This window comes from Flavobacteriales bacterium, assembly GCA_016716605.1.
Lineage (GTDB): Bacteria > Bacteroidota > Bacteroidia > Flavobacteriales_F > PHOS-HE28 > PHOS-HE28.
The window spans coordinates 1,670,825-1,690,204 of record JADJWA010000001.1 but is presented as its reverse complement, the minus strand read 5'-3'; the positions used below and the strand labels follow the sequence as shown (position 1 = coordinate 1,690,204).

The window sequence follows — 19,380 nt, the reverse complement described above, 5'->3', positions numbered from 1 at the left end:
TGGTCTGCTATGCCATGGAGCGTAGGTCGCGGGTCGCAGAAGCGTACAGATCAGGTGAGCGGCGGACCGACCACGGGCATGTGATGGTCCTCCGCAACCTTCACCAAGCCATCTATCTGAGCGGGCGTAGGCGCAGCAGGCGTGGGCAACTCGGCGCGTTCCGCCGGACGCCACATCGCACGCAGGAAAAGTTCGAAGTCGCGACCGGTGGTGATGCTGAAGAAGTGTCCGGTGGCGGAATCGCAACGGAAGGTGTGCGGTGTGCCCTTGGGGATGAAGACCACGTCACCAGACTTTGCTTTCACTTCCGCATCACCTTGCCGGAACGTGAACTTGCCCGCGAGCAAATGGAAGATCTCGTCCTCGCGCTCGTGTATGTGCAGGGGCGGCGATTCGCCTTGGCCAACGTGATGCTCGATGTAGGAGATGCGGTCCGTGCCTTCATCGCACGAGACATGCACGCGGACAAGGGTATTGAGGAACCAATGGTAGGGGCCGGGTCCGGTAGCCATAGCGATTGTTTCGGGAAATTTAGTCGACGCCCAAAGACCGATCGCACCTGTGGGGTACGGCGTGCGGGTCTTGGCGACCTCACCCTACTTCAGCACGAGCAGGACCAACTGCCCCCGGTGATACGCCAGGTGGTTCGTGCGACTGATCAGCACGTTCAAGCGGTTGCGGTGGGGTTCCTTCGGGAAGTCGGCCTCGGAGATGTTCGCGTGGCGCGTGAACCATTCCCCAGGCGAAAGCTTGTTCATGTGCGCCATCAAGGTGTCGTTCACCTCCTTCCACTGAGCACGGAGCTGCGAGATCGATGGTAGGTCGGCGACGGCGCGGTCCGGCTCATCGTGAAAGGGTCCGTACAGGTCCGGATGGATCTTCTCTTGGAACCGCAGTAAGGGAAGCATCTGGTCGTGCACGGCGGTGAGGTGGCCGAGCAGGTAAATGCCGCGGTTGCGTCCGGGCGCGACCTCGCGAACCAGCTGCCCGTCAGAGAGCTTATCCAAAAGCGCGTTGGTGTGCTTGAGCTCGCTGTTCCAGGCGTCAAGCGCCATCTTCACGAAAACATCGGAGGTGATCATACCGCCAAGGTAGGATCACGCGCCACAGGCCAGTGAGCGGATCAGCGCTTCACCACGCGCACCGGGGCCACCTCCCCGCCTTCCACCCGCAACACGTAGGTGCCCGCGGCCAACGCCGAAAGATCGAGTCCCACCTGCGCGCCGCTAATCGTCCCGCGCAGTATTTCGGCACCAGCGATGTCCGCCAGATAGAAGGGCGCGCCTACGGCATGCTGCGGAACCGTCACGGTGATCAAGCCCTCGCCTGGGTTCGGGAACACGTTCACTGCTTGCACGGAAAGCTCCTGCACGCCAGTGCCGATGCAACGCCGGTAGATGCCCTGGCCCGGAGAGCTCAGGTTGTAGCCAACGAGCACGCAACCATCGTTCTCGAGGATGCCGCTTCCATTGAGGTCGGCGGCGTTCAGGTTGCCGGTGATGTTGGTCCAGCTGGCGCCCTCGTCCGCGCTCAGGTAGAGGCTGTCGCGGAGGCCGCCGGCGAAGTGGCGGGTCTCCATGTACAGGTTGTTGCCGAAGCGCTTCACCTCCAACAGGCCCAGCCCGAAGTGCGGCAGGCCCGCCCAGGTGCTCCACGAGGCCCCGCCATCGGTGCTCGTGTACTTGCCGCCACCCTGTGCGGTGTAGAAGAGGGCGCCGCCCATCACCCACAGGTTCTCCCCGTTGAGGTCGCTCATGGCGATGCCGGTGTTGCTGGCGCTCCAGCTGGAACCGCCATCCGTGCTGATGAACACACCACCGCCGATCGTGCTGGCGTAGAGGTCGTTGCCCACCAGCAGCATGCCGATGACATTGGTGTTGGCCAGACCGGTGTTCACGGTGGTCCAGGCGTCACCCGGCAGGGGCGACCGGAAGATGCCACCGGTGGAGGTGTAGGCGAACAGGTGCGTGCCGTTGGCCACGAAACCACGGACCACGGTGGTGGTGGGCGCCCCGACCACCGTGTTCCAGGTGTCACCGTTGTCGTTCGTCCAATAGATGCAGTCCGTGGAGGCGTTCATGCCGGCGTAGTAACGGCCGTTGAAGAAGGCGCCGCACTCGGTGGTATTATCCGCAACCGGTGGATCGATCTCCACCCAGTTGTCACCGTTGTCGGCGCTGCGATACAGCTCCGTCAGGGTCTTGGCGAAGACGTGGCTGTCGGAGGTGCCAAGGGTATAAGCGCCATTGGCCAGGTTGGAGATGCCATTGTTCACTTGCGACCATTGGGCGGCGACGGTGGCAGTGAAGGAAAGCGCGATGAGGGCGGAGCTGATTCTCATGATGTCGGGCTTGGTGGAGAGCGAACGTATCGATTGATATCGACCGCTACATCGAAGAGGCCGCGCGATATGAACAGCTGGCCTCTAGTGCCGGCTTAATCGTTGCTGAAATAATCCGCGCTCTGGTAGTGACCATCGGCCTCCTTTTGCAATTGCATCAGGATGTCGTTGGCCAGGCTGCTGGCGCCGAAGCGGAACCAGTGGGGATCGAGCCATTCGGGGCCGAGCTCCTCCTTCACCATCATCAGGTAATGGAGTGCTTGCTTGCTCGTACGGATGCCGCCGGCAGGCTTCATGGCGATCATCTGCCCGGTATTCAGATAGTGATCGCGGATGGCGTGCAGCATCACCAAGGTCACCTCCATGGTGGCGGCCGGGTTGATCTTGCCCGTACTGGTCTTGATGAAATCAGCGCCCGCCGCGATGGCGATATCACTGGCCAGGCGCACCTTGTCGTAGGTGCCTAGCTCGCCCGTCTCAAGGATCACCTTCAATCGGGCTTCGCCGCAGGCCTCCTTCACCGCAGCGATCTCCTCGAAGACGAACTCGTAATCGCCGCTGTGGAAACGGCCCCGGCTGATGACCATGTCGATCTCGTCGGCGCCTTCGTTCACGGCGAACTTGGTGTCGGCGATCTTCACATTCCGGGGCGCCTGTCCGCTGGGGAAGGCGGTGCTCACACTGGCGACCTTCACGCCGCTGTCGCCCAAGGCCCTCTTCGCCACCTTGACCATCGAAGGGTAAACGCAGATCGCTGCGACCGAGGGCAGACCGGGGAGGCTGTCGTGCAGGTGCATGCCCTTGTAGCATAGCTGCTTCACTTTGCTTGGGGTGTCGGCTCCTTCCAGGGTGGTAAGGTCGATCATGCTCAGGGCGAGCTTCATGCCCTGGACTTTCGTCTCCTTCTTGATGCTCCGCGCCTTGATGCGGGCCACCCGCTCCTCGATGCCCACCTGGTCGATTGCGGGCGCTGAAAGCGGAACGCGTGAACCTCGTGCGGCGAAGGTTTTCGGGGCCATGGCGCCAAGATAGGAGCACGGTGCGCAGCCCCTGCCAGCCGCAGCGGAAGCGCTACTTTCGCGACCCGAATCGGAATGCCTTCGCCCACGCACATTCATCCCGTGCACGACCGCCTGCTCCAACGCAGGGACAAGGAGGCCTTGTTGGGCCAGCGCGGGCTGGTGGTGTGGATGACCGGACTCAGCGGCAGCGGGAAGAGCACCATTGCCATCGCCTTGGAGCGTGAGCTTCATGAGCGGGGTCGCTTCTGCGTGGTGCTCGATGGCGACAACGTGCGCACGGGCATCAACAGCAACCTCGGCTTCTCCGATGCGGACCGCACGGAGAATATCCGCCGCATCGCGGAGGTGGCCAAGCTCTTCGTGCAGCAAGGGGTGGTCGTGATCTGCTGCTTCGTCTCGCCGACGGTCGCGATCCGTGAACAGGCAAAGGCGATCATCGGCGAAGGGGATTTCGTCGAAGCCTTCATCGATACGCCGCTGGAGGTTTGCGAAGCGCGCGACGTCAAGGGCCTTTATGCAAAAGCGCGCGCTGGCGTGGTGAAGGACTTCACGGGCATCAGCGCGCCATTCGAGGCGCCCCCTGCCCCGGCCATTCGCATCGCCACCGCCGATCGCAGCGAAGAAGCGAGCGCCACTGAACTCTTGAACTTTATCCTGCCGCGTATCTCGCGGAATTGATGCCCATGCATTCGTACCGACTGACGCACCTGAAAGAGCTCGAGAGCGAGAGCATGCACATCCTGCGTGAAGTAGCTGCTCAGTTCGAGAACCCCGCCCTGCTCTTCAGTGGCGGCAAGGACAGCATCGTGTGCTTCCACCTCGCGCGCAAGGCCTTCTTCCCGGCGAAGGTCCCCTTCCCGCTCGTGCACGTGGACACCGGCCACAACTTCGAGGAGACCATGACCTTCCGGGATAACCTGGTGAAGGAGCATGGAGCCAAGCTGATCGTGGGGAGCGTGCAGGAGAGCATCGACCAAGGGAAAGTGCAGGAGGAAACCGGCTTCTATGCCAGCCGCAACAAACTGCAGACGGTGACGCTTCTCGATACCATTGAGAAACACAAGATCGACTGCGCCATCGGCGGCGGCCGGCGCGATGAGGAGAAAGCCCGGGCCAAGGAGCGTGTGTTCAGTCACCGTGATGAATTCGGCCAATGGGACCCCAAGAACCAGCGACCGGAGCTCTGGAACCTCTACAACGGCAAGAAGCGACCGGGCGAGCACTTCCGGGCCTTCCCCATCAGCAACTGGACGGAGATGGATGTGTGGCAGTACATCCTGCTGGAGAACATCCCCATCCCCAGCATCTACTTCAGCCATGTGCGCGAAGTCTTCGATCGCGACGGCGTGATCTACGCGAACAGTTCCTTCATGCGCTTGAAGCCGGAGGAGAAGCCCCGGCAGATGCGCGTGCGTTTCCGCACCATCGGTGATATGAGCTGCACCGGTGCAGTGGATTCACCGGCGTCAACGCTCGAGGAGATCATCGAGGAAGTGGCGTCGTCGCGCGTGACGGAGCGCGGCTCGCGGATGGATGACAAGCGGAGCGAGGCGGCGATGGAAGATCGGAAGAAAGAAGGCTATTTCTGATCCCGGGATCAGGAGCTCAGACGATGAGAAAATGAAAGACAATAGCACGCACGGTTACTTGGATATGGACCTGCTGCGGTTCACGACCGCTGGAAGCGTCGACGACGGCAAGAGCACGCTCATCGGTCGTTTGCTTTATGACAGCAAGGCCATCTTCGACGATCAGATGGAGGCGATGGAAAAGGCCAGTTCCAAGCGGGGAACCGGAGAGGTCGACCTGTCGCTGCTGACGGATGGACTTCGTGCGGAACGTGAGCAAGGCATCACGATTGATGTGGCCTACCGCTACTTCGCCACGCCGAAGCGGAAGTTCATCATCGCTGATACACCGGGCCACATCCAGTACACGCGTAACATGGTCACAGGCGCCAGCACGGCGAACCTGGCGATCATCCTCGTGGACGCGCGCAAGGGCATCCTGGAGCAGACCTGCCGCCATTCGTTCATCGCATCCTTGCTCGGCATACCGCACGTGGTGTTCTGCATCAACAAGATGGACCTCGTGGACTACGACGAGGCCACCTTCACGCGCATCCAGAAGGAATTGGAGGACTTCAGCAGCAAGCTGGAGGTGCGCGACATCCGATACATCCCCATCAGTGCGCTGAAAGGGGACAATGTGGTGGACCGCAGCGATCGGATGAGCTGGTACCAGGGCCCCACGCTGATGTACCTGCTGGAGAACATCCACATCGCCGGCGATCTCAACCACATCGATCGCCGCTTCCCGGTGCAGTACGTGGTGCGCCCGATGACCGATGAGCACCATGACTTCCGCGGCTTCGCGGGCCGGGTGCAGGGCGGCATCTTTCGCAAGGGCGATGCGGTACAGGTGCTGCCCAGCGGCTTCCAGAGCACCATCAGGAGCCTCAACCTCGGCGAACGCGAAGTGGAGGAAGCCTTCGCACCGCAAAGCGTGGTGATTACCCTGGCCGATGAGATCGACATCAGCCGAGGCGACATGATCGTAAGTCCCAACAACGCCCCGGAAACCAGCCAGGACATCGATGTGATGCTCTGCTGGTTCAACGAGCGTCCCTTGCAGCCCGGCGGCAAATACGCGCTCAAGCACACCAGCCGCGATTGCCGCGCGATGGTGAAGGAGGTGAAGTACAAGATGGACATCAGCACCCTGCACAAGGCCGATGGCGACCAGACCATCGGCATGAACGACATCGGGCGCGTGCATCTGCGCACCACGGTGCCGCTGCACTTCGACAAGTACGCGCGCAACCGCTACACCGGCAGCATCATCCTGATCGATGAGGGCACCAATGAGACCGTGGCCGCCGGGATGATCGTATGATCGTTCCGCACAGGAATGAGGAAGGCCCCGGGATTCCGGGGCCTTCTTCATTCAGCTCAAGTATGATCAGCGAAGCGTGAACTTCACGGGCAGGTTGAACTGCACGCGCACCGCCTTGCCGCGCTGCTTGCCGGGCGACCATTGCGGCATGGCCTTCACCACGCGCATGGCCTCCTCGTCGCATCCGCCGCCGATGCCACGGAGCACTTTCACGTCCTTGATCTTGCCGTCCTTGTCAACCTCGAAGGTGAGGAACACGGTGCCGCTGATGCCGGCATCCTGCGCCATCTGGGGATACTTGATCGATTTGCCCAGGTACTTGCGCATCTCCACCTCGCCGCCAGGGAAGGTGGGCATCTCCTCCACGATGGTGAAGATCTGCTCTTCCACCACTTCCTCCTCCCGCTGCACCGGCGCTTCCACCTGGGTGTTCTCGGTCACTTCCATCTCAACCACCTCGGTCTCCTCCACTTCCACATCATCCTCAACAATCTCGATCACCTGGGTGGGTGCAGGCGGGGGCGGGGGCGGTGGGGGCGGCGTGGCACTCGGTGGGATCACCTCTTCTTCAATGAGATCCAGTTCCAAGGCGCCCAGGCCTTCCTGCGTCCGATCGAAGGCGGTCCATTCGAAGGCCACCAGGGTGAAGGCCAGTGCGGTGAGCAGGCCGATGGCCCAGAAGCTGGTCTTGCGCCGCTCGAGGTCGGCATCGGGGTTCTTGCGCGCTTGCATGGTGAATTGTGTTTCGGTTCTGTACCCGCGATCCGGGCAGCGGTTCAAAACTAGGCATTCGACCCGGTGATCCGGGCCCGGCGCTTGGCCCAGAGACGCCGTTGCCATGCCCATCCGAGTCCCACGCCGATGCCATTGGCCAAGAAGTCGTTCCAGTCGCCTCGCCGCCCTAGCGCCGGGAATTGCTGCATCAGTTCCAGCGCGCCGCCATAGGCCACGCAAGCCATAGCCGCCATCGCTGCGGCCTTCAGGGTGGGGTCGGGCAGGGCGCGCAGGACCAGCAGGACCAGCACCGCGAATAGGCCGGCGTGCACGAGTTTATCGATGCTGAAGAGATCGGCCCAATGCCAAGCGGGCAGCGCCGCCCCGGGCATCAGGCAGAGCAGGAGGATGAGCAGGGCCCAGAGCAAGGGCCAGCCCCACGTGCGCATCATCCTGCTCAGGCCCCCACCAGCGCGCGGTACTGTTCGGCGCTCAGCAGGTCGTTGGCTTGCGATGGATCGCTCAGCGTCAAGCGCACCATCCAGCCAGCGCCATAAGGGTCCTTGTTCACGCTGGCGGGATCGTCGGCCAAGCCGGGGTTCACTTCCTCAACGGTGCCGCTCACGGGCATGAAGAGGTCGCTCACGGTCTTCACGGCCTCCACCGTGCCGAACACGGCCTCGCGCTCGAGCGCCTGGCCAACGGAGTTGATGTCAACGAACACGATGTCGCCGAGCTCACCCTGCGCGAAATCCGTGATGCCCACCACGGCGCTGCCGCCCTCGATGCGGAGCCATTCGTGGTCCTTGGTGTACTTGAGGTCTGAGGGGATGTTCATTGGGCGCTGGTTGAAGGTTGTGGGTTGGGTGTTGTTGCGCGCTTGGCTGCCTGGAAAGGCGGCCGAAAGTAGAAACGAACCCGTATCGCGGAGCCAGGCAACGGACAACTCCTGATCATGGGAAAGGCCCTACTCTGTTAGCGTGAAGCGCAGGCTGATTCCGAAGTTGCTGTTGGCGCTGGGGAAGCTGGTGGTGATGAACGGCTTGTTCACCACGCGGTCATAGAACAGGCGCACATTGAGGCGCTGGTTCAGCACGTAATCGGCGCTGGTCTTGATGGAAGTGACGCGCTGGCCGGCCGTTACCTGATTGAGGGCCTGCTCCATTTGCCGGATCACCGTCACGTTCTCGCGGATGCTCACGTCCACGCGGATGTTCAGGTCGCTGTTGGGTTTCTTGTCGCCCACGTTGAAGGGCAGTTTCACGTTCTTGAAGCGGTAGCCCGTGCCGAACACGTATTCCTTGCCGCGCGTCTCGGTCACCTGGTAATTGGTGAGGCCCAGGCTCATGTTGCGGTCGCGGTTATGCTCCACCTTGGCGAGCAGCCCGTTCTTCAGCGTGGCATCGAATCCGATCAGCGGCCGCATGGCCTCCTGGATGGTGACGGCCATGATCTGCCGCTGGGGGATGTAGTTACCGGCGGCATCCACCTCATTGGCGCCGGGCACATAGAGCAGGTTGGTCTGGTAGCTGGCCACGCTGAAGGTGCTGCGGTAGCTGTTCTTCAGGGTGAAGGTGCGGAACCACTTGCTGAACGGCTCCATCTTGGTCAGGCCATCGTACGTGATGTCCCAGTTGGGCATGGGCGCCTGCTTGAACGGATTGAGGTTCACCGAATTGGCCGATCGGCCCGTGTAGGCGGCGATGAAGGCCGGGATCACCACGTCCTGATTGGTGCTTCCATAGCCTGTGAAGTAACCCGTGGTGTCGAGCACGGATTCCGGGTTGGTGGCCCCCAGACGGCCGCTGATCACCTGCCGGTTGGCGAGCATCTCATTGAAGACCGTGCTCACGCCGTTGTCATCGTCCTTCGTGAACGCCGTGCGCCAGGTGAACAGGCTTACGCTGAAGCTCCCGGTCTCGTTGGGATTGTCGTTCACGTAACTGCCCAGGTCCTCATTCCAGCGGAAGAAGGAGCGGGTGCTGCGGGCGCTGGTGCGGTTGGCGTTGAGCTCGATGCGCATTCCCTTGAAGGGCTCCAGGCTCATGCGCGCGGTGATGTTCTCGTTGCGCGAGGTGGTGTACGGGTTGAAGATCGATTCATTCTGCACCAGCCAGCCGTTGGCCGCTGCGGTGCGAGCGAAATCGCGCACAGGGTCGCCATTGAGGTCGTCGTTCTGCTGGCCCAGCACGAACCCAAGTCCCGGCGCGCCGAAGTTGTCCATGCCGATGATGTTGGTGGTTCGGCCATAGCCGGGCAGCAGCGTGCCGTTGGTCTGGCTGTAGGTGAAGGAGCCCGTGCGCACGGCCATGAGCATGCGCGCCAGGTTCTCGAGCACGTTGAATTTCTCCTTGGGCTTGTTCTTGTCGTCCTCGGGCTTGGGCGCCGCGCCGCCGCGCGCGGTCGCGGTCTGCGGACGCGGGGCCTGGCGCTTGGCCTTGTCGTTGATCTTCTTCAGCCACTTGCTCTTGTTGTAGAGCGACACGAAGTTGAGCTGGCTGTTCAGCGAGAGGTTGCGCGAGTTCTGCACCGTGTTGCCCAAGGTGTCCTGGGTGAAGGGCGCCCGGTCCCATTGGTAGCCTGCGGTGTAGCCCGCGTTGGAGGTGATCCAGTCCGTGAGCGGCAGCTTGTCGAGGGGCAGCGTGTAGGTGATGGCCGTGGTATGGTCGTAGCGGGTCACTTCGCCCCATTGCTGCAGGCTGGTGAGCACGCTGTCCTTCCAGAGGGCGTACTCGTCGCCGACCTTGGGGTTCACGCGGCCGGGGGTCTCCCCCACCACGGCCATGTTGTTGGCGTTGAAGTCCACCTTGAGCGACTTGGTGATGTCGTACTTGAAGCCGTACTGGCTCACCCAGTTGAAGTTCTTGTTGTAAGTGGGCCTGGGCGGCAGTGATTCGATGTCCGGGTTGGGCCGCACCAGGCGCTCGAGGTACATGCGGTCCATGCTGGTGCGCATGTTGATCTGCTTGAAGCCCAGGTTCAGGTTGAAGTCCTTGAGCAGCTTCAGCCACTTGCTCTTGCCGATGAGGCCGATGTCCTTGAAAGGCTCGAGGGCGAGCGGCTTGGGGGCGAACTGGTAGGCGATGCTGCCCCGGTAGGTGCGCGTGTTCTCGAACGCGGTGTTCACATCGAAGTACTCCTGGTCGGTGTAGCTGTACGTGAGTGCGAGGTTCTCCACGTCCCAGGCCCTCTCCTTCTTGCCTTCGCCGCGCTCCTTGCGCACGTTGGTGAGGTTCATGCTTCGCCGCCGCGTGTAGGTGCGCGAGGCCTTCAGGCGCTGGCGCCGCTCATCGGGGGTGAGCGCGCGTGTGGCGTCGTTCCATTCGATGTCGGGGTTGAGCGGATCGAACTGCGGATTGCTCACCTGCTCGCTGTAGCCGAGGTAGAGCGGCACGCGGAGCTTGGTGCTCTCAGGCAGGAACTTGCCCATCTCCAGGTTCGCGGCGATGTCCACGCCGTACTTGGTCTCGCGCTGGCGCTCGCTCACGCGCTTGTCGATGCTGCCCCAGAAGGGCGTGCTGTAGTTGCCGGCCACGCTCACGGTGCCCAGGTCGGCCAATTGCGCGTTCACGCGTGCGATGGCGGCCCAGCCCCCGCGCTGGTCGAAGTCGGTGAGGCGCAATTCATTCACCCATACCTCGGCGCATTTGGCCAGGCCGTTGTCAGCGCTGTAGGGATTGGCCTCTTCCCCATCCTTGCTGGGATTCCGGATGCCGATCATGATGCTGCGCAGCTGGCTGAGGTTGGGGCTGCCCTTGATGAACACGCGTCGGTCTCCATCGGTGCCCGCGAAGCGCAGGTTGCGCGGGAAGGCGCTCTGGTCGCGCTGGATCTTCAGGTCGTTGAGCTTGGCGAACTCGATCACCATGTCGTTCGCCTCAGGCCATACGTTGAAGGCGTCGTTGTTGAAGGGCGCGCTGATGGCCACGGGCACCTCGTACTCGTAGTAGTTGGCATCGAGGTCGTTGCCGATGCGCACGAACACGGTGATGTCGCCGTAGTTGAGCGGGTTGTTCAGGTCGCTGCTCTCGGCATGGATGAACATCCGCATCTTCTTGTAGCTGCGGATGTCGAAGCTCACGTTGCGGAACGCGCCCCGCGCATCGCCGTCGCGCAGGTTGCACACCTGCAGCTGCAGGCTCTGCTCATTCAGGTTGCGCAGGTTCGCGCTGGCCACGTCAACTTCCTTGTTGATGCCCGGCGGGAGCACGTAATTGATCGGATAGCGCGATCCGTTCTCCTCGATGTTCACGGCCGCCACGTTGAAGGTGGTGGGGTCCGGGTCGCTGGCGGGCACTTCCTGCGGGGTGAGCAGGGAGCTGGCGTACTTGCGCCATTCGCCCCGCACGAACTCCAGCCGTGCGAAGCGCAGGGTGGCCTGCTGCTGCCAGCCATGCAGGTACATGCGCATGAAACGGATGCTCCGGAAGTCCTGGATGCCATTCACACGGGCCGTGGGCTGGCGCACCGGGATCTTGAACTGGTACCAATAGACGCGCTTGGTGCCTTGCGGCGTGCTGGCATCGGCCTCGATGCGGTCGGTGATGAAGTTGCGGCCCACCACCATGTCCTGCGGGCGCAGCGGCAGCGCGTAGTGGAAGTAGCTCTCGCCCTCGGCCAGGTTCTGGTCCAGATTGATGTCCTCCGTGGTGGGGATCACCGTTTGCTGCGTGGGGTAATCCTCGGGGCTGTCCTCGTCGGTCACGCTGTTGCCCTCGGGGTTGTTGAATCGCTTGTAGCGCTCAAGTATGCTGGCTTGCTGGTTATCCAGCTGGCTGCCGCGGAAGAATTGGTAGTCGTCGTTGCTGGGGTCGGCCTGTATCCGTTGAAGGGCAGCCGGGTCGGTCACGGCGTTGGCAACCGCATTCACATAAGGGCCGAAGAACTGCTGCTCGTTTCCCTGCGGGGCATCGCCGAGGTTGCTGTGCAGGCCGTCCATGCCCACGTCCTGATACAGGTTGCTGTTGCTTTCCAGAAGGGCGAAGGCGTTCACCACGTTCTGCGTGATGGGCACCACGCCCCATTCGGTGGCATCGAATGGCGCGGCGGCATCCTGCGCATCCTTGGGCAGCCCGTTCTCGAAGGCCTTCCGCCCGTCGCGGAGCAGGTCCTCGCTGATGTTCCCCAAGTCGAGGTAGAGCGTCCCCCCCGTGGTATTCTGGCTATCCTCGTTGCTTCCGTTCGGCGCAGCATCGCTGAAGGGGTCCATCAGCCAGAACTGGATGCTCTCGATGTTGCTGCTCTCGAAGTCGGTGGTGGTGATCCGCCGCATGATCCCCGCCCAGTTCTCCTCCGGGTCGTTGAAGGTCCCGTCCGGATTCAATCGGGCCTGGTCGCTGAAGTAGTTGTAGGGCCCGCGCTCGTTCGGGTAATAGGTGAGGTCGAGCACGGGGATGTTGTTGGGCGTGCCCGCCGGGAGCTGACGGAAGGGGAACACCTCATTCTCGAGCACCTCGCGCATGCGGTGATCGCTGCGCATGGCGGGGTCGTTGGCGATGTGCGACGGGGTGAGGTTGTTGTTGCGGAAGAAGAGCGGATCGATCACGTACCAGCTGAGCTGCGCGCGGCGGAAGCCATTGCCCAGGCTGTTGACAAGGCTTCCCTCGGGGAAGAGCTCGATGCCCTGCGGCGTGCTGGCATGGAACCAAAGGCTCTGGGTGCGCAGGTCGATGGTGCTCACGCTGCCCTCGAAATCGTCGATGTAGCTGGTGCCGGCGTTGCCGATGGCGCGGCTGTGGCCGGGAATCAGGTATGCGCCTTCGATGCTGGCGTTCACGTTGCTCTCTTGCTTCGTGGCGAAGAAGGGCAGCTTGTCCACCACGTTGGTGAGCCATTGCGACTTGCTCTGCCAGTTGGCATCGAGGCCCACGATGGTGTTGGCGATGGGCTCTTCGCCGGCGTTCACCTTCTGCGTGAGCGGCCGTTCATACAGGTTCATGATGGTGCCGCCGATCACGAAGTCCTTGTTGATGGTGTAGTCGAAGCGGGCACCGGCCAGCGTGCGGGTCTGGATGCTGAAGAGCGAGTTGCTCTCGAGGGCGATGTTCACCGGGGTGCCGCTCTCGAGGATGCCCTGGTTGAGGATGCGCACGCGGCCCAGGTTGTAATCTACGGTGTAGTCCTGGTTCTCCACCAAGCGCACGCCACCGGCGGTGACCACCACGCTGCCCTGCGGGATGTTCACGCTGTTGAGGTTGATCACATCGCTGCTGGCGCTGCGGTAGCTGCCCTTCAGCTTGAATCGGTTGAGCTCCGGGATGTTCTGCGCGGCGATCTTGGTGCTGTCGTAGAGCTGCTGGTACACGATGGTCTTCCGGATCGCTTCAGGCTGCACCGGCGAGGCGGGGTTGGGGCCGATGAGCTGCCGGTCCAGGTAGCTGCCGAAGGGCTCGAGCACCGGGAAGAAGATGCGGCCGTTCTGCGTGTTGATGGTGCCGCCATTGGTGGCCGCGCCGTCGATGAAGTCGAACCAGCCATCGGGATTCGGCGCGTTGTTCGGGTCCAACCGGTCGAGGCCCACGGTCTGGATCAGCGGGATCTGATCGACGGGCGCGCGTGGGATGTAGTTGATGTCCACCCCGGTGACCGGGTTGTTGTACACCACATCGAGCCTGAAGTTCTCGCGGTTCACCTGGAAGGCGCCGAGCGAGTACACGTTCTTCATCATCAGGTCCCACAAGGGGATCCGCGGGTTGGTGATGGTGGCCTTGAGCAGGCGCAGGATCAGCGCATCGGGCGGGCTGATGCCGTCGGTGCTGAACTCGCCCACCTGGAAGGTCTGGCCGTCGAGGGTGTACTGGTAGGCAACAGCAAGCACCTCATCGTTGTTGAGCTGCTGGTTCAGGGTGATGAAGCCCAGCCGCACGTTCAGCGAGTACTCGTTGGGATTCAGCAAGCGTGCGCTCTCAAGCTTCTCGAAATGCCGCGCGGGCACCAGGCCCAACGCTTGCAGGGCGCCGCTGCTGTTCACGAAGCTGCGGATGCCCGCATTGGCGGCCACGGTAGCGTAAAGGCTGTTGGCCGCATTGTCCGCAGCGGTGCCCGGATTGTCGATCAGCAGGCCAGGCGGCATGTCGTTGCTCACACGGCCCGCATCGATGCTGGACTGGCTGGCGTCCTCGCCCAGGTCGGTGAAGGCCACCACGTTGCGGTTCTGGTTGAAGTCCTGCCGCAGGTTGGTGACCCACACCTCCACACGCGTGATCATCACGCCGCTGTTCACCGTGGGCAGGGTGCGCAAGGCGTTCTCGTACTGCTCCCGGAACGCGTAGCTGAGGAAGTAGTGCTTGTTGGCCTCGTATTCGTCGGTCTTGATGTCGAAGTTGGTGGTCTGCGCGCCGCCCTGGGTCTGCACGTTGCGCCGTTGGCCCTTCTCCTGGCTGAAGATGCCGGTGGCCGTGAGGCGGCCGAATTTCAATTGGGTCTTGATGCCGAAGAGGCTCTGGCTGCCCTGGATCAGGGTGCCGCGGAGCGGAAGGCTCACGTTGCCGGCCTCGATCTTCTGGATGATCTCGTCCTCGTAGCCCGTGTAGTCGAGCTTCACCTGGTTCTCGAAGTCGAAGGTCGCCTGCGTGTTGTAGTTGGTGGTGATCTTCATCTTGTCCCCGATGTTGCCCACCAGGTTGAGCTGGATGCGCTGATCGAAGTTGAAGGTGGTGATGCGCCGCTGCTGGATCGGGATCCGCGGGTTGTCCGTGCGGCTCACATTCAGTCCGAAGATGATCTCAGCCGAACCGCGCGGCTTGATGTCGATGGTATTGCCCCCGAAGATCCGGTCGAAGGCCTTGCCCCGCACCTTCAACGCAGGGATCATTCGCTTCTGGGCGCTCTCGCTCTCCTCCTCCACTTTGTTCAGCCAGAAGGTCTGCATGGATTGCTCCATGTCATAATTGAGGTACTCCTCAAGGGTCATGCTCATGGGAGGCCTGTAATCGAAGCTGCCACCCACGCTGCTATTCACGATGTACTGCCCCGTCACTGGGTCGTAGATCACGTCGTTCTGTATGTTCTCAGGGTCCCCCAGGTTCACCAGGCCAGTGCTGCCTGCGCCAGGAGCCGTAGGGTCGGTGATCGGGTACACGAGCTCCACCTCTGGGCTGTCCACCTGCAGCACGATGAATGCATCGGCCTCAGCGACCATGAGCAGCATGGCGATCAACAGGGCCGCGCGGAGCGCCTTCAGCACCGAATCGGAATAAAGGGTGGAAAAGGAATGCACGGCCCGGCTCACAGGTTCTTCAGTGTCAGCTTGATCAACTCTTCCAATGGCGGAGGTTCCGATCCGCGCTCGCTCAGCACGCCTTGCAGGGCCCGTTCGGCCTTCGCGCGGTCGAGGCCGAGCGAGACCAGCGCCGATAACGCCTCGCTCCGCAGCGTATTGCCCGCTCCTGCGGGAAGGCCGACCGGGACAGGCGATCCGCCCAGGCCCAGCTTGCCCTGCAGCTCACCGATGATGCGCTGCGCCAGCTTCGGCCCAATTCCCTTGATGCCCTTCAAGCCGCCCTCGTCTCCGAGGATGATCGATGAGCGGACGTCTTCGGCGCTTCGGGCGCTCATGATCGCCAAGGCCAGCGTGGCACTCACGCCCTGTACCTCGATCAGCTTGCGGAACAGCTGCCGTTCATCAGCTTGGCGGAAGCCGAAGAGCCGGTGCTCACTTTGTCCGGAGCGCACATCGACGCTCACGCTGTAATGGATGAACAAACGGCACGCCCCGCGCGTTGGCAGTTGCACCGCAACGATAGCCGGAAGCTGCACGAGGTAGCCCACACCGTGGCAGTCAATCACAGCGTGGTCGATTCCGCGCTCCAATAGCTCTCCGTTCAGGCTGTCGATCATCCTGTCCCTTCGTTCACGTATGGGATCCTACAAAGGGGGTAGAGTATTCTCGATCGGCAGCGGTTTCTCCGGAGGGGGGCCGGATTGAAGGGCCCGAAAATAGGTGGCGGCGGTTGAATGGCATGTGCTGGGCCTCAGCCATAAACTTGAGGCATGAGCAAGGAGCGCATTATCGTGTTCACCGGAGCGGGCGTGAGCGCAGAGAGCGGTTTGCGCACCTTCCGGGATAGCGGCGGCCTTTGGGAGCATTACCATGTGGAGGATGTAGCCACACCGGAGGCTTGGCGCCGCGACCCGGCCCTGGTGCTGCGCTTCTATGATGAGCGCCGTGCGCAAGTGCTCGCCGCTCAGCCCAATGCGGCACATGTGGCCATTGCGCGTTTGCAGGAGCGCTTCGATGTCATGGTGATCACCCAGAACATCGATGACCTGCATGAGCGGGCAGGGAGCAAGCAGGTGCTGCATCTGCATGGTGAGATCCTGCTGGCCCGCAGCACGACGAATCCCACGCTCGTCACTCGCATCAACGGGCCGTCACTCCGATTGGGCGACCGCTGTGCACTGGGATCCCAACTTCGCCCGCACATCGTGTGGTTCGGCGAGGCCGTGCCGATGATGGAGAGGGCCGCTGATGAAATGGCCCGTGCCAGCCGCGTGCTTGTGGTGGGCACTTCCCTGAATGTTTACCCCGCAGCGGGCTTGGTGCACTACGCTCCACGCACCGCTCCGATGGTCCTGGTTGATCCCCAAGCCATTGAATTGAACCGAGCGGGCGTACGCATCATCAAAGCATCGGCCACTGAAGGCGTGCCTCGAATCGCTGAGGAATGGCTGTTTGAACCTAGCGCGTGACCACCACCCGGCGCGTCGCCAAGGTGGCGCCATTGCGCTCGATGCTCACGAAGTACACGCCGGGTGTCCACTCGCTTGTGGGCAGCACGAGGCGGTTCTGGTTGGCGCCGAAGGGCACCCGGCGAACAGATGCACCGAGCATGTCATACGCCACCACTTGGGTTCCAAGCGCGGCACGGTCCAAAGTCACTTCGAGTTGCACGTCCTGCCCGCTCGTAGGATTCGGGTAGGCCTCAAGCCGGGCCGGGCGTCCATTCAATTCTTCAATGCCAACAGCCGCCACATCGAAGCGGATATCGACATACACGGTGTCCGTTGGAACTGCCGTGTTGTACCAGACATAACGGTAGGTGCTGACCCCAGCCATGCCCAAGGGCACATGGTAGGCGTGGAAATTATCGAGCGTAACGCCCGGCGCCATGGGCAGCAATGCCTCTTGCCCAGCGCTCCAGAACGGCAGCGTACCCGCAGGAATAGCATCGTAGCACACGCCCCAGCAGAAGTAATTCTGCGTGCCGACTTGAGCGCTCAGTTCATACCGCTTCACGTTCACGTTGATCGAAGTGCCGCCATTCCGGGTTGTGAAAAGGCTCCCCGTGAGCAGGGCTGCGTCAGCTTGTCCGTCGATGGTGACCAGCTGGCCGTTCACCACCTGGCTCTGGCTGTTGGTCACGTTGATAATCTGGGCTTGCGCTCCGAGGGTGGCACTGAGCAGGGCGAAAACGAGGTATCGTGCATTCATGAGGCTCGTGATTCTGTGCAACCCCTTGTTCGAGGTCGGCCTCAAATGTACCCGCTCTTTGGTACTTGAGCTTCCATATGGGATTCCCACACTAATCCATAGGATCCCAACGCGATACCGATCGAGGCCCTTGGACCACTGCACGTCGCCGACTACGTTTGGCGTCCCTGAGAAAAGCTCCCTTGATCGGGGAGATTTGATCATCCCGCAACCAACAACCCTTAACTGATGAAGAAGTCCTTACGCTACATTGCCATGGCCTCGGCGCTGGTGGCATTCACCCGCGCGCAAGCGCAATGCCCTTCTGGGGAGACCCAGGTGTCGGTGAATATCACTACTGACCAATGGGCGTCGGAGACCACTTGGTCGCTGACTGGCCTTGGAGGCACCCCGGTGTATGCTTCCGGTGGCCCGTGGACCAATCTGGGAGCTCCAGGCACAACTGACCGTCCGCCGGTGCTCGCCTGCGTGCCGGACGGGCCCATCATCGTGTTCACGATCAACGATTCATACGGCGATGGCATTTACAGCACTCAGTATGGTGCTGGCTTCTACACGGTCACCTCCAACGGAGGGGCAACCACTCACGCCAGCAATTACGCCTTCACCACCGCGCAGGACATCGCCTACTTCATCACCGGGCCCCAAAGCGCATTGGACTTGGGCGCGCTGTCTTTGAGCCTGCCTGCTGTTGTTGCACAGGGCAACCAGAGCATCACCGGCACGGTCCGCAACTTCGGCACCACGGCGATCACGGGCTTCAACCTCAACTACACGGTTGATGGCGGCGCAACGGTTTCAGCGCCGATCTCGGCCAACGTGGCCGTCGGAGCCAGCTACAATTTCACGCACCCCACTCCTTGGGCGGCCACAACCGGTAGCCATGTGATCAACGTGTGGGCCAGCGACCCCAACGGCAGCACAGATGGCAACCTGCTCAATGACGTGATCAGCGTGAACGTGAACGTTGCCTCCCAGAGCGTGCAGCGCGTGGTGCTCATCGAGGAGTTCACCAGCAGCACCTGCGCACCTTGCGCCAGCTATAACAACACGTTCGACCCGCTGCTCACGAGCCTGAGCACCAATACGGGCACCTCCAACATCGCCGCCGTCAAGTACCAGATGAACTGGCCGAGCCCCGGCACCGACCCGAGCTATAATCCCGATGGTGTTACCCGCCGTCAGTACTACGGTGTCAGCGGCATCCCCGATGTGTTCATCAATGGCCGCGATCCGGCGAACAGCTACACCAACAACGCCACCAACCTGAACAATGAAGCGGCGGTACCTGCATTCTGCAGCATCAACCTGAACGCCTCTTATGCCGGCAACACCCTCACGGTGTCCGGGTCCGTGACGCCCTTTGCCGCATTCCCCGGCAGCTACAAGCTGCACATCGCAGCGGTAGAGAGCTATTCATACCAGGGCACCACTTCCCAGAACCAGTTCAAGCACGCCCAGCGCAAAATGCTCCCGAATGGCAGCGGTATCACCCTCACCACCCTTCAGGACGGTGTAGCGCAGACCTTCAACCAGAGCTACACCTTCACCCAAGGTGGCGTTGCGCAAGGCAACTACAACCTATGGGGCCCGCTCGCCAACGTGAAAGTGGTGGCCTTCGTTCAGAACACCACGACGAAAGAAGTGCTGCAAGCCGCCTTTGTCGGCCAGCTCGCGGTGGGCATCGATGAGGCCAACGCCCTCGACCGCCGCCTCACTCTGTTCCCGAACCCCACCGACGGCCTGATGAACCTGAGCTTCGACCTGCCCAGCGCCGCGAACGTGCGCTTCCAAGTGCTTGATCTCGCTGGCCAGGAGGTGATGGTGGCCAACCGCGGCTTCGGCAGCGGCGAGCAGCGCCACGACCTTGACCTGAGCGCGCTCGCCAACGGCAGCTACCTGGTGGTGGTGACCGCTGATGGCCTGACCGCCACCCGCAAAGTGACGGTGAGCAAGTAGCTCATGGATTGACCTGA

At 62.0% G+C, this 19,380-nt stretch carries 15 protein-coding genes; 5 read left to right on the top strand and 10 right to left on the bottom strand.

From position 1 onward, the window contains the following. Nucleotides 1-50: 50 nt before the first annotated feature. The 4 genes from IPM12_06655 to deoC all read right to left on the bottom strand — a co-directional run bounded on the left by IPM12_06655 (nt 51) and on the right by deoC (nt 3,360). Nucleotides 51-512, bottom strand: a complete 462-nt coding sequence (locus IPM12_06655; protein ID MBK9147485.1) for a cupin domain-containing protein — start codon at nt 510-512, stop codon at nt 51-53. Between the two features lie 84 nt (nt 513-596). Next, nucleotides 597-1,082: a DinB family protein gene (locus IPM12_06650; GenBank protein MBK9147484.1), complete on the bottom strand. Its 486-nt coding sequence runs from the start codon at nt 1,080-1,082 to the stop codon at nt 597-599. A gap of 41 nt (nt 1,083-1,123) precedes the next feature. Next, nucleotides 1,124-2,341: a T9SS type A sorting domain-containing protein gene (locus IPM12_06645; GenBank protein ID MBK9147483.1), complete on the bottom strand. Its 1,218-nt coding sequence runs from the start codon at nt 2,339-2,341 to the stop codon at nt 1,124-1,126. A gap of 95 nt (nt 2,342-2,436) precedes the next feature. Then, entirely contained in the window at nt 2,437-3,360 is a 924-nt protein-coding gene (gene deoC / locus IPM12_06640; GenBank protein MBK9147482.1) for a deoxyribose-phosphate aldolase, read from the bottom strand. 75 nt (nt 3,361-3,435) lie between these two features. Between deoC and cysC the strand changes: the two genes are divergently transcribed. From cysC to cysN, 3 genes are read left to right on the top strand one after another with little or no spacing between them, the layout of a single operon-like run. Continuing rightward, complete coding sequence (gene cysC, locus IPM12_06635; protein MBK9147481.1) at nt 3,436-4,041, top strand: adenylyl-sulfate kinase; 606 nt, start codon at nt 3,436-3,438, stop codon at nt 4,039-4,041. Between the two features lie 5 nt (nt 4,042-4,046). Next, complete coding sequence (gene cysD / locus IPM12_06630) at nt 4,047-4,952, top strand: sulfate adenylyltransferase subunit CysD (protein ID MBK9147480.1); 906 nt, start codon at nt 4,047-4,049, stop codon at nt 4,950-4,952. Nucleotides 4,953-4,983: 31 nt separating this feature from the next. Continuing rightward, nucleotides 4,984-6,258: a sulfate adenylyltransferase subunit CysN gene (gene cysN / locus IPM12_06625; protein ID MBK9147479.1), complete on the top strand. Its 1,275-nt coding sequence runs from the start codon at nt 4,984-4,986 to the stop codon at nt 6,256-6,258. 66 nt (nt 6,259-6,324) lie between these two features. Here the strand turns inward: cysN and IPM12_06620 are convergent, their stop codons facing one another. The 5 genes from IPM12_06620 to IPM12_06600 all read right to left on the bottom strand — a co-directional run bounded on the left by IPM12_06620 (nt 6,325) and on the right by IPM12_06600 (nt 15,810). Then, nucleotides 6,325-6,990: an energy transducer TonB gene (locus IPM12_06620; protein ID MBK9147478.1), complete on the bottom strand. Its 666-nt coding sequence runs from the start codon at nt 6,988-6,990 to the stop codon at nt 6,325-6,327. A 50-nt stretch (nt 6,991-7,040) separates the two neighbouring features. Further along, nucleotides 7,041-7,424 carry a VanZ family protein gene (gene vanZ, locus IPM12_06615; GenBank protein ID MBK9147477.1) on the bottom strand — a complete coding sequence of 128 codons (384 nt, stop codon included), beginning with the start codon at nt 7,422-7,424 and terminating at the stop codon, nt 7,041-7,043. A gap of 5 nt (nt 7,425-7,429) precedes the next feature. Continuing rightward, the gene (gene gcvH, locus IPM12_06610; protein ID MBK9147476.1) at nt 7,430-7,810 is read right to left on the bottom strand and encodes a glycine cleavage system protein GcvH; all 381 of its coding nucleotides are present in this window, start codon (nt 7,808-7,810) and stop codon (nt 7,430-7,432) included. Between the two features lie 129 nt (nt 7,811-7,939). After that, entirely contained in the window at nt 7,940-15,190 is a 7,251-nt protein-coding gene (sprA, locus tag IPM12_06605) for a cell surface protein SprA (protein MBK9147475.1), read from the bottom strand. An 8-nt stretch (nt 15,191-15,198) separates the two neighbouring features. Continuing rightward, nucleotides 15,199-15,810 (bottom strand): Holliday junction branch migration protein RuvA, encoded by a 612-nt coding sequence (locus tag IPM12_06600; protein ID MBK9147474.1) that lies wholly within the window; start codon nt 15,808-15,810, stop codon nt 15,199-15,201. Nucleotides 15,811-15,963: 153 nt separating this feature from the next. Between IPM12_06600 and IPM12_06595 the strand changes: the two genes are divergently transcribed. Then, complete coding sequence (locus IPM12_06595) at nt 15,964-16,662, top strand: NAD-dependent deacylase (GenBank protein MBK9147473.1); 699 nt, start codon at nt 15,964-15,966, stop codon at nt 16,660-16,662. Here the strand turns inward: IPM12_06595 and IPM12_06590 are convergent. Continuing rightward, complete coding sequence (locus IPM12_06590; protein MBK9147472.1) at nt 16,652-17,404, bottom strand: T9SS type A sorting domain-containing protein; 753 nt, start codon at nt 17,402-17,404, stop codon at nt 16,652-16,654. The genes IPM12_06595 and IPM12_06590 overlap by 11 nt on opposite strands. A 228-nt stretch (nt 17,405-17,632) precedes the next feature. On the opposite strand from IPM12_06590, the gene IPM12_06585 reads away from it, so the two are divergent. Beyond that, complete coding sequence (locus IPM12_06585; protein MBK9147471.1) at nt 17,633-19,363, top strand: Omp28-related outer membrane protein; 1,731 nt, start codon at nt 17,633-17,635, stop codon at nt 19,361-19,363. The last annotated feature ends 17 nt before the right edge of the window (nt 19,364-19,380 follow it).

Excerpts from the sequence above, each read along its gene's own strand:
- cysN (MBK9147479.1), top strand. The coding sequence starts at position 4,984 with ATGAAAGACAATAGCACGCACGGTTACTTGGATATGGACCTGCTGCGG.
- vanZ (MBK9147477.1), bottom strand. The coding sequence starts at position 7,424 with ATGATGCGCACGTGGGGCTGGCCCTTGCTCTGGGCCCTGCTCATCCTC.
- deoC (MBK9147482.1), bottom strand. The coding sequence starts at position 3,360 with ATGGCCCCGAAAACCTTCGCCGCACGAGGTTCACGCGTTCCGCTTTCA.
- cysC (MBK9147481.1), top strand. The coding sequence starts at position 3,436 with ATGCCTTCGCCCACGCACATTCATCCCGTGCACGACCGCCTGCTCCAA.
- IPM12_06600 (MBK9147474.1), bottom strand. The coding sequence starts at position 15,810 with ATGATCGACAGCCTGAACGGAGAGCTATTGGAGCGCGGAATCGACCAC.
- IPM12_06595 (MBK9147473.1), top strand. The coding sequence starts at position 15,964 with ATGAGCAAGGAGCGCATTATCGTGTTCACCGGAGCGGGCGTGAGCGCA.
- IPM12_06590 (MBK9147472.1), bottom strand. The coding sequence starts at position 17,404 with ATGAATGCACGATACCTCGTTTTCGCCCTGCTCAGTGCCACCCTCGGA.
- IPM12_06650 (MBK9147484.1), bottom strand. The coding sequence starts at position 1,082 with ATGATCACCTCCGATGTTTTCGTGAAGATGGCGCTTGACGCCTGGAAC.
- gcvH (MBK9147476.1), bottom strand. The coding sequence starts at position 7,810 with ATGAACATCCCCTCAGACCTCAAGTACACCAAGGACCACGAATGGCTC.
- IPM12_06645 (MBK9147483.1), bottom strand. The coding sequence starts at position 2,341 with ATGAGAATCAGCTCCGCCCTCATCGCGCTTTCCTTCACTGCCACCGTC.
- IPM12_06620 (MBK9147478.1), bottom strand. The coding sequence starts at position 6,990 with ATGCAAGCGCGCAAGAACCCCGATGCCGACCTCGAGCGGCGCAAGACC.
- cysD (MBK9147480.1), top strand. The coding sequence starts at position 4,047 with ATGCATTCGTACCGACTGACGCACCTGAAAGAGCTCGAGAGCGAGAGC.
- IPM12_06585 (MBK9147471.1), top strand. The coding sequence starts at position 17,633 with ATGAAGAAGTCCTTACGCTACATTGCCATGGCCTCGGCGCTGGTGGCA.
- IPM12_06655 (MBK9147485.1), bottom strand. The coding sequence starts at position 512 with ATGGCTACCGGACCCGGCCCCTACCATTGGTTCCTCAATACCCTTGTC.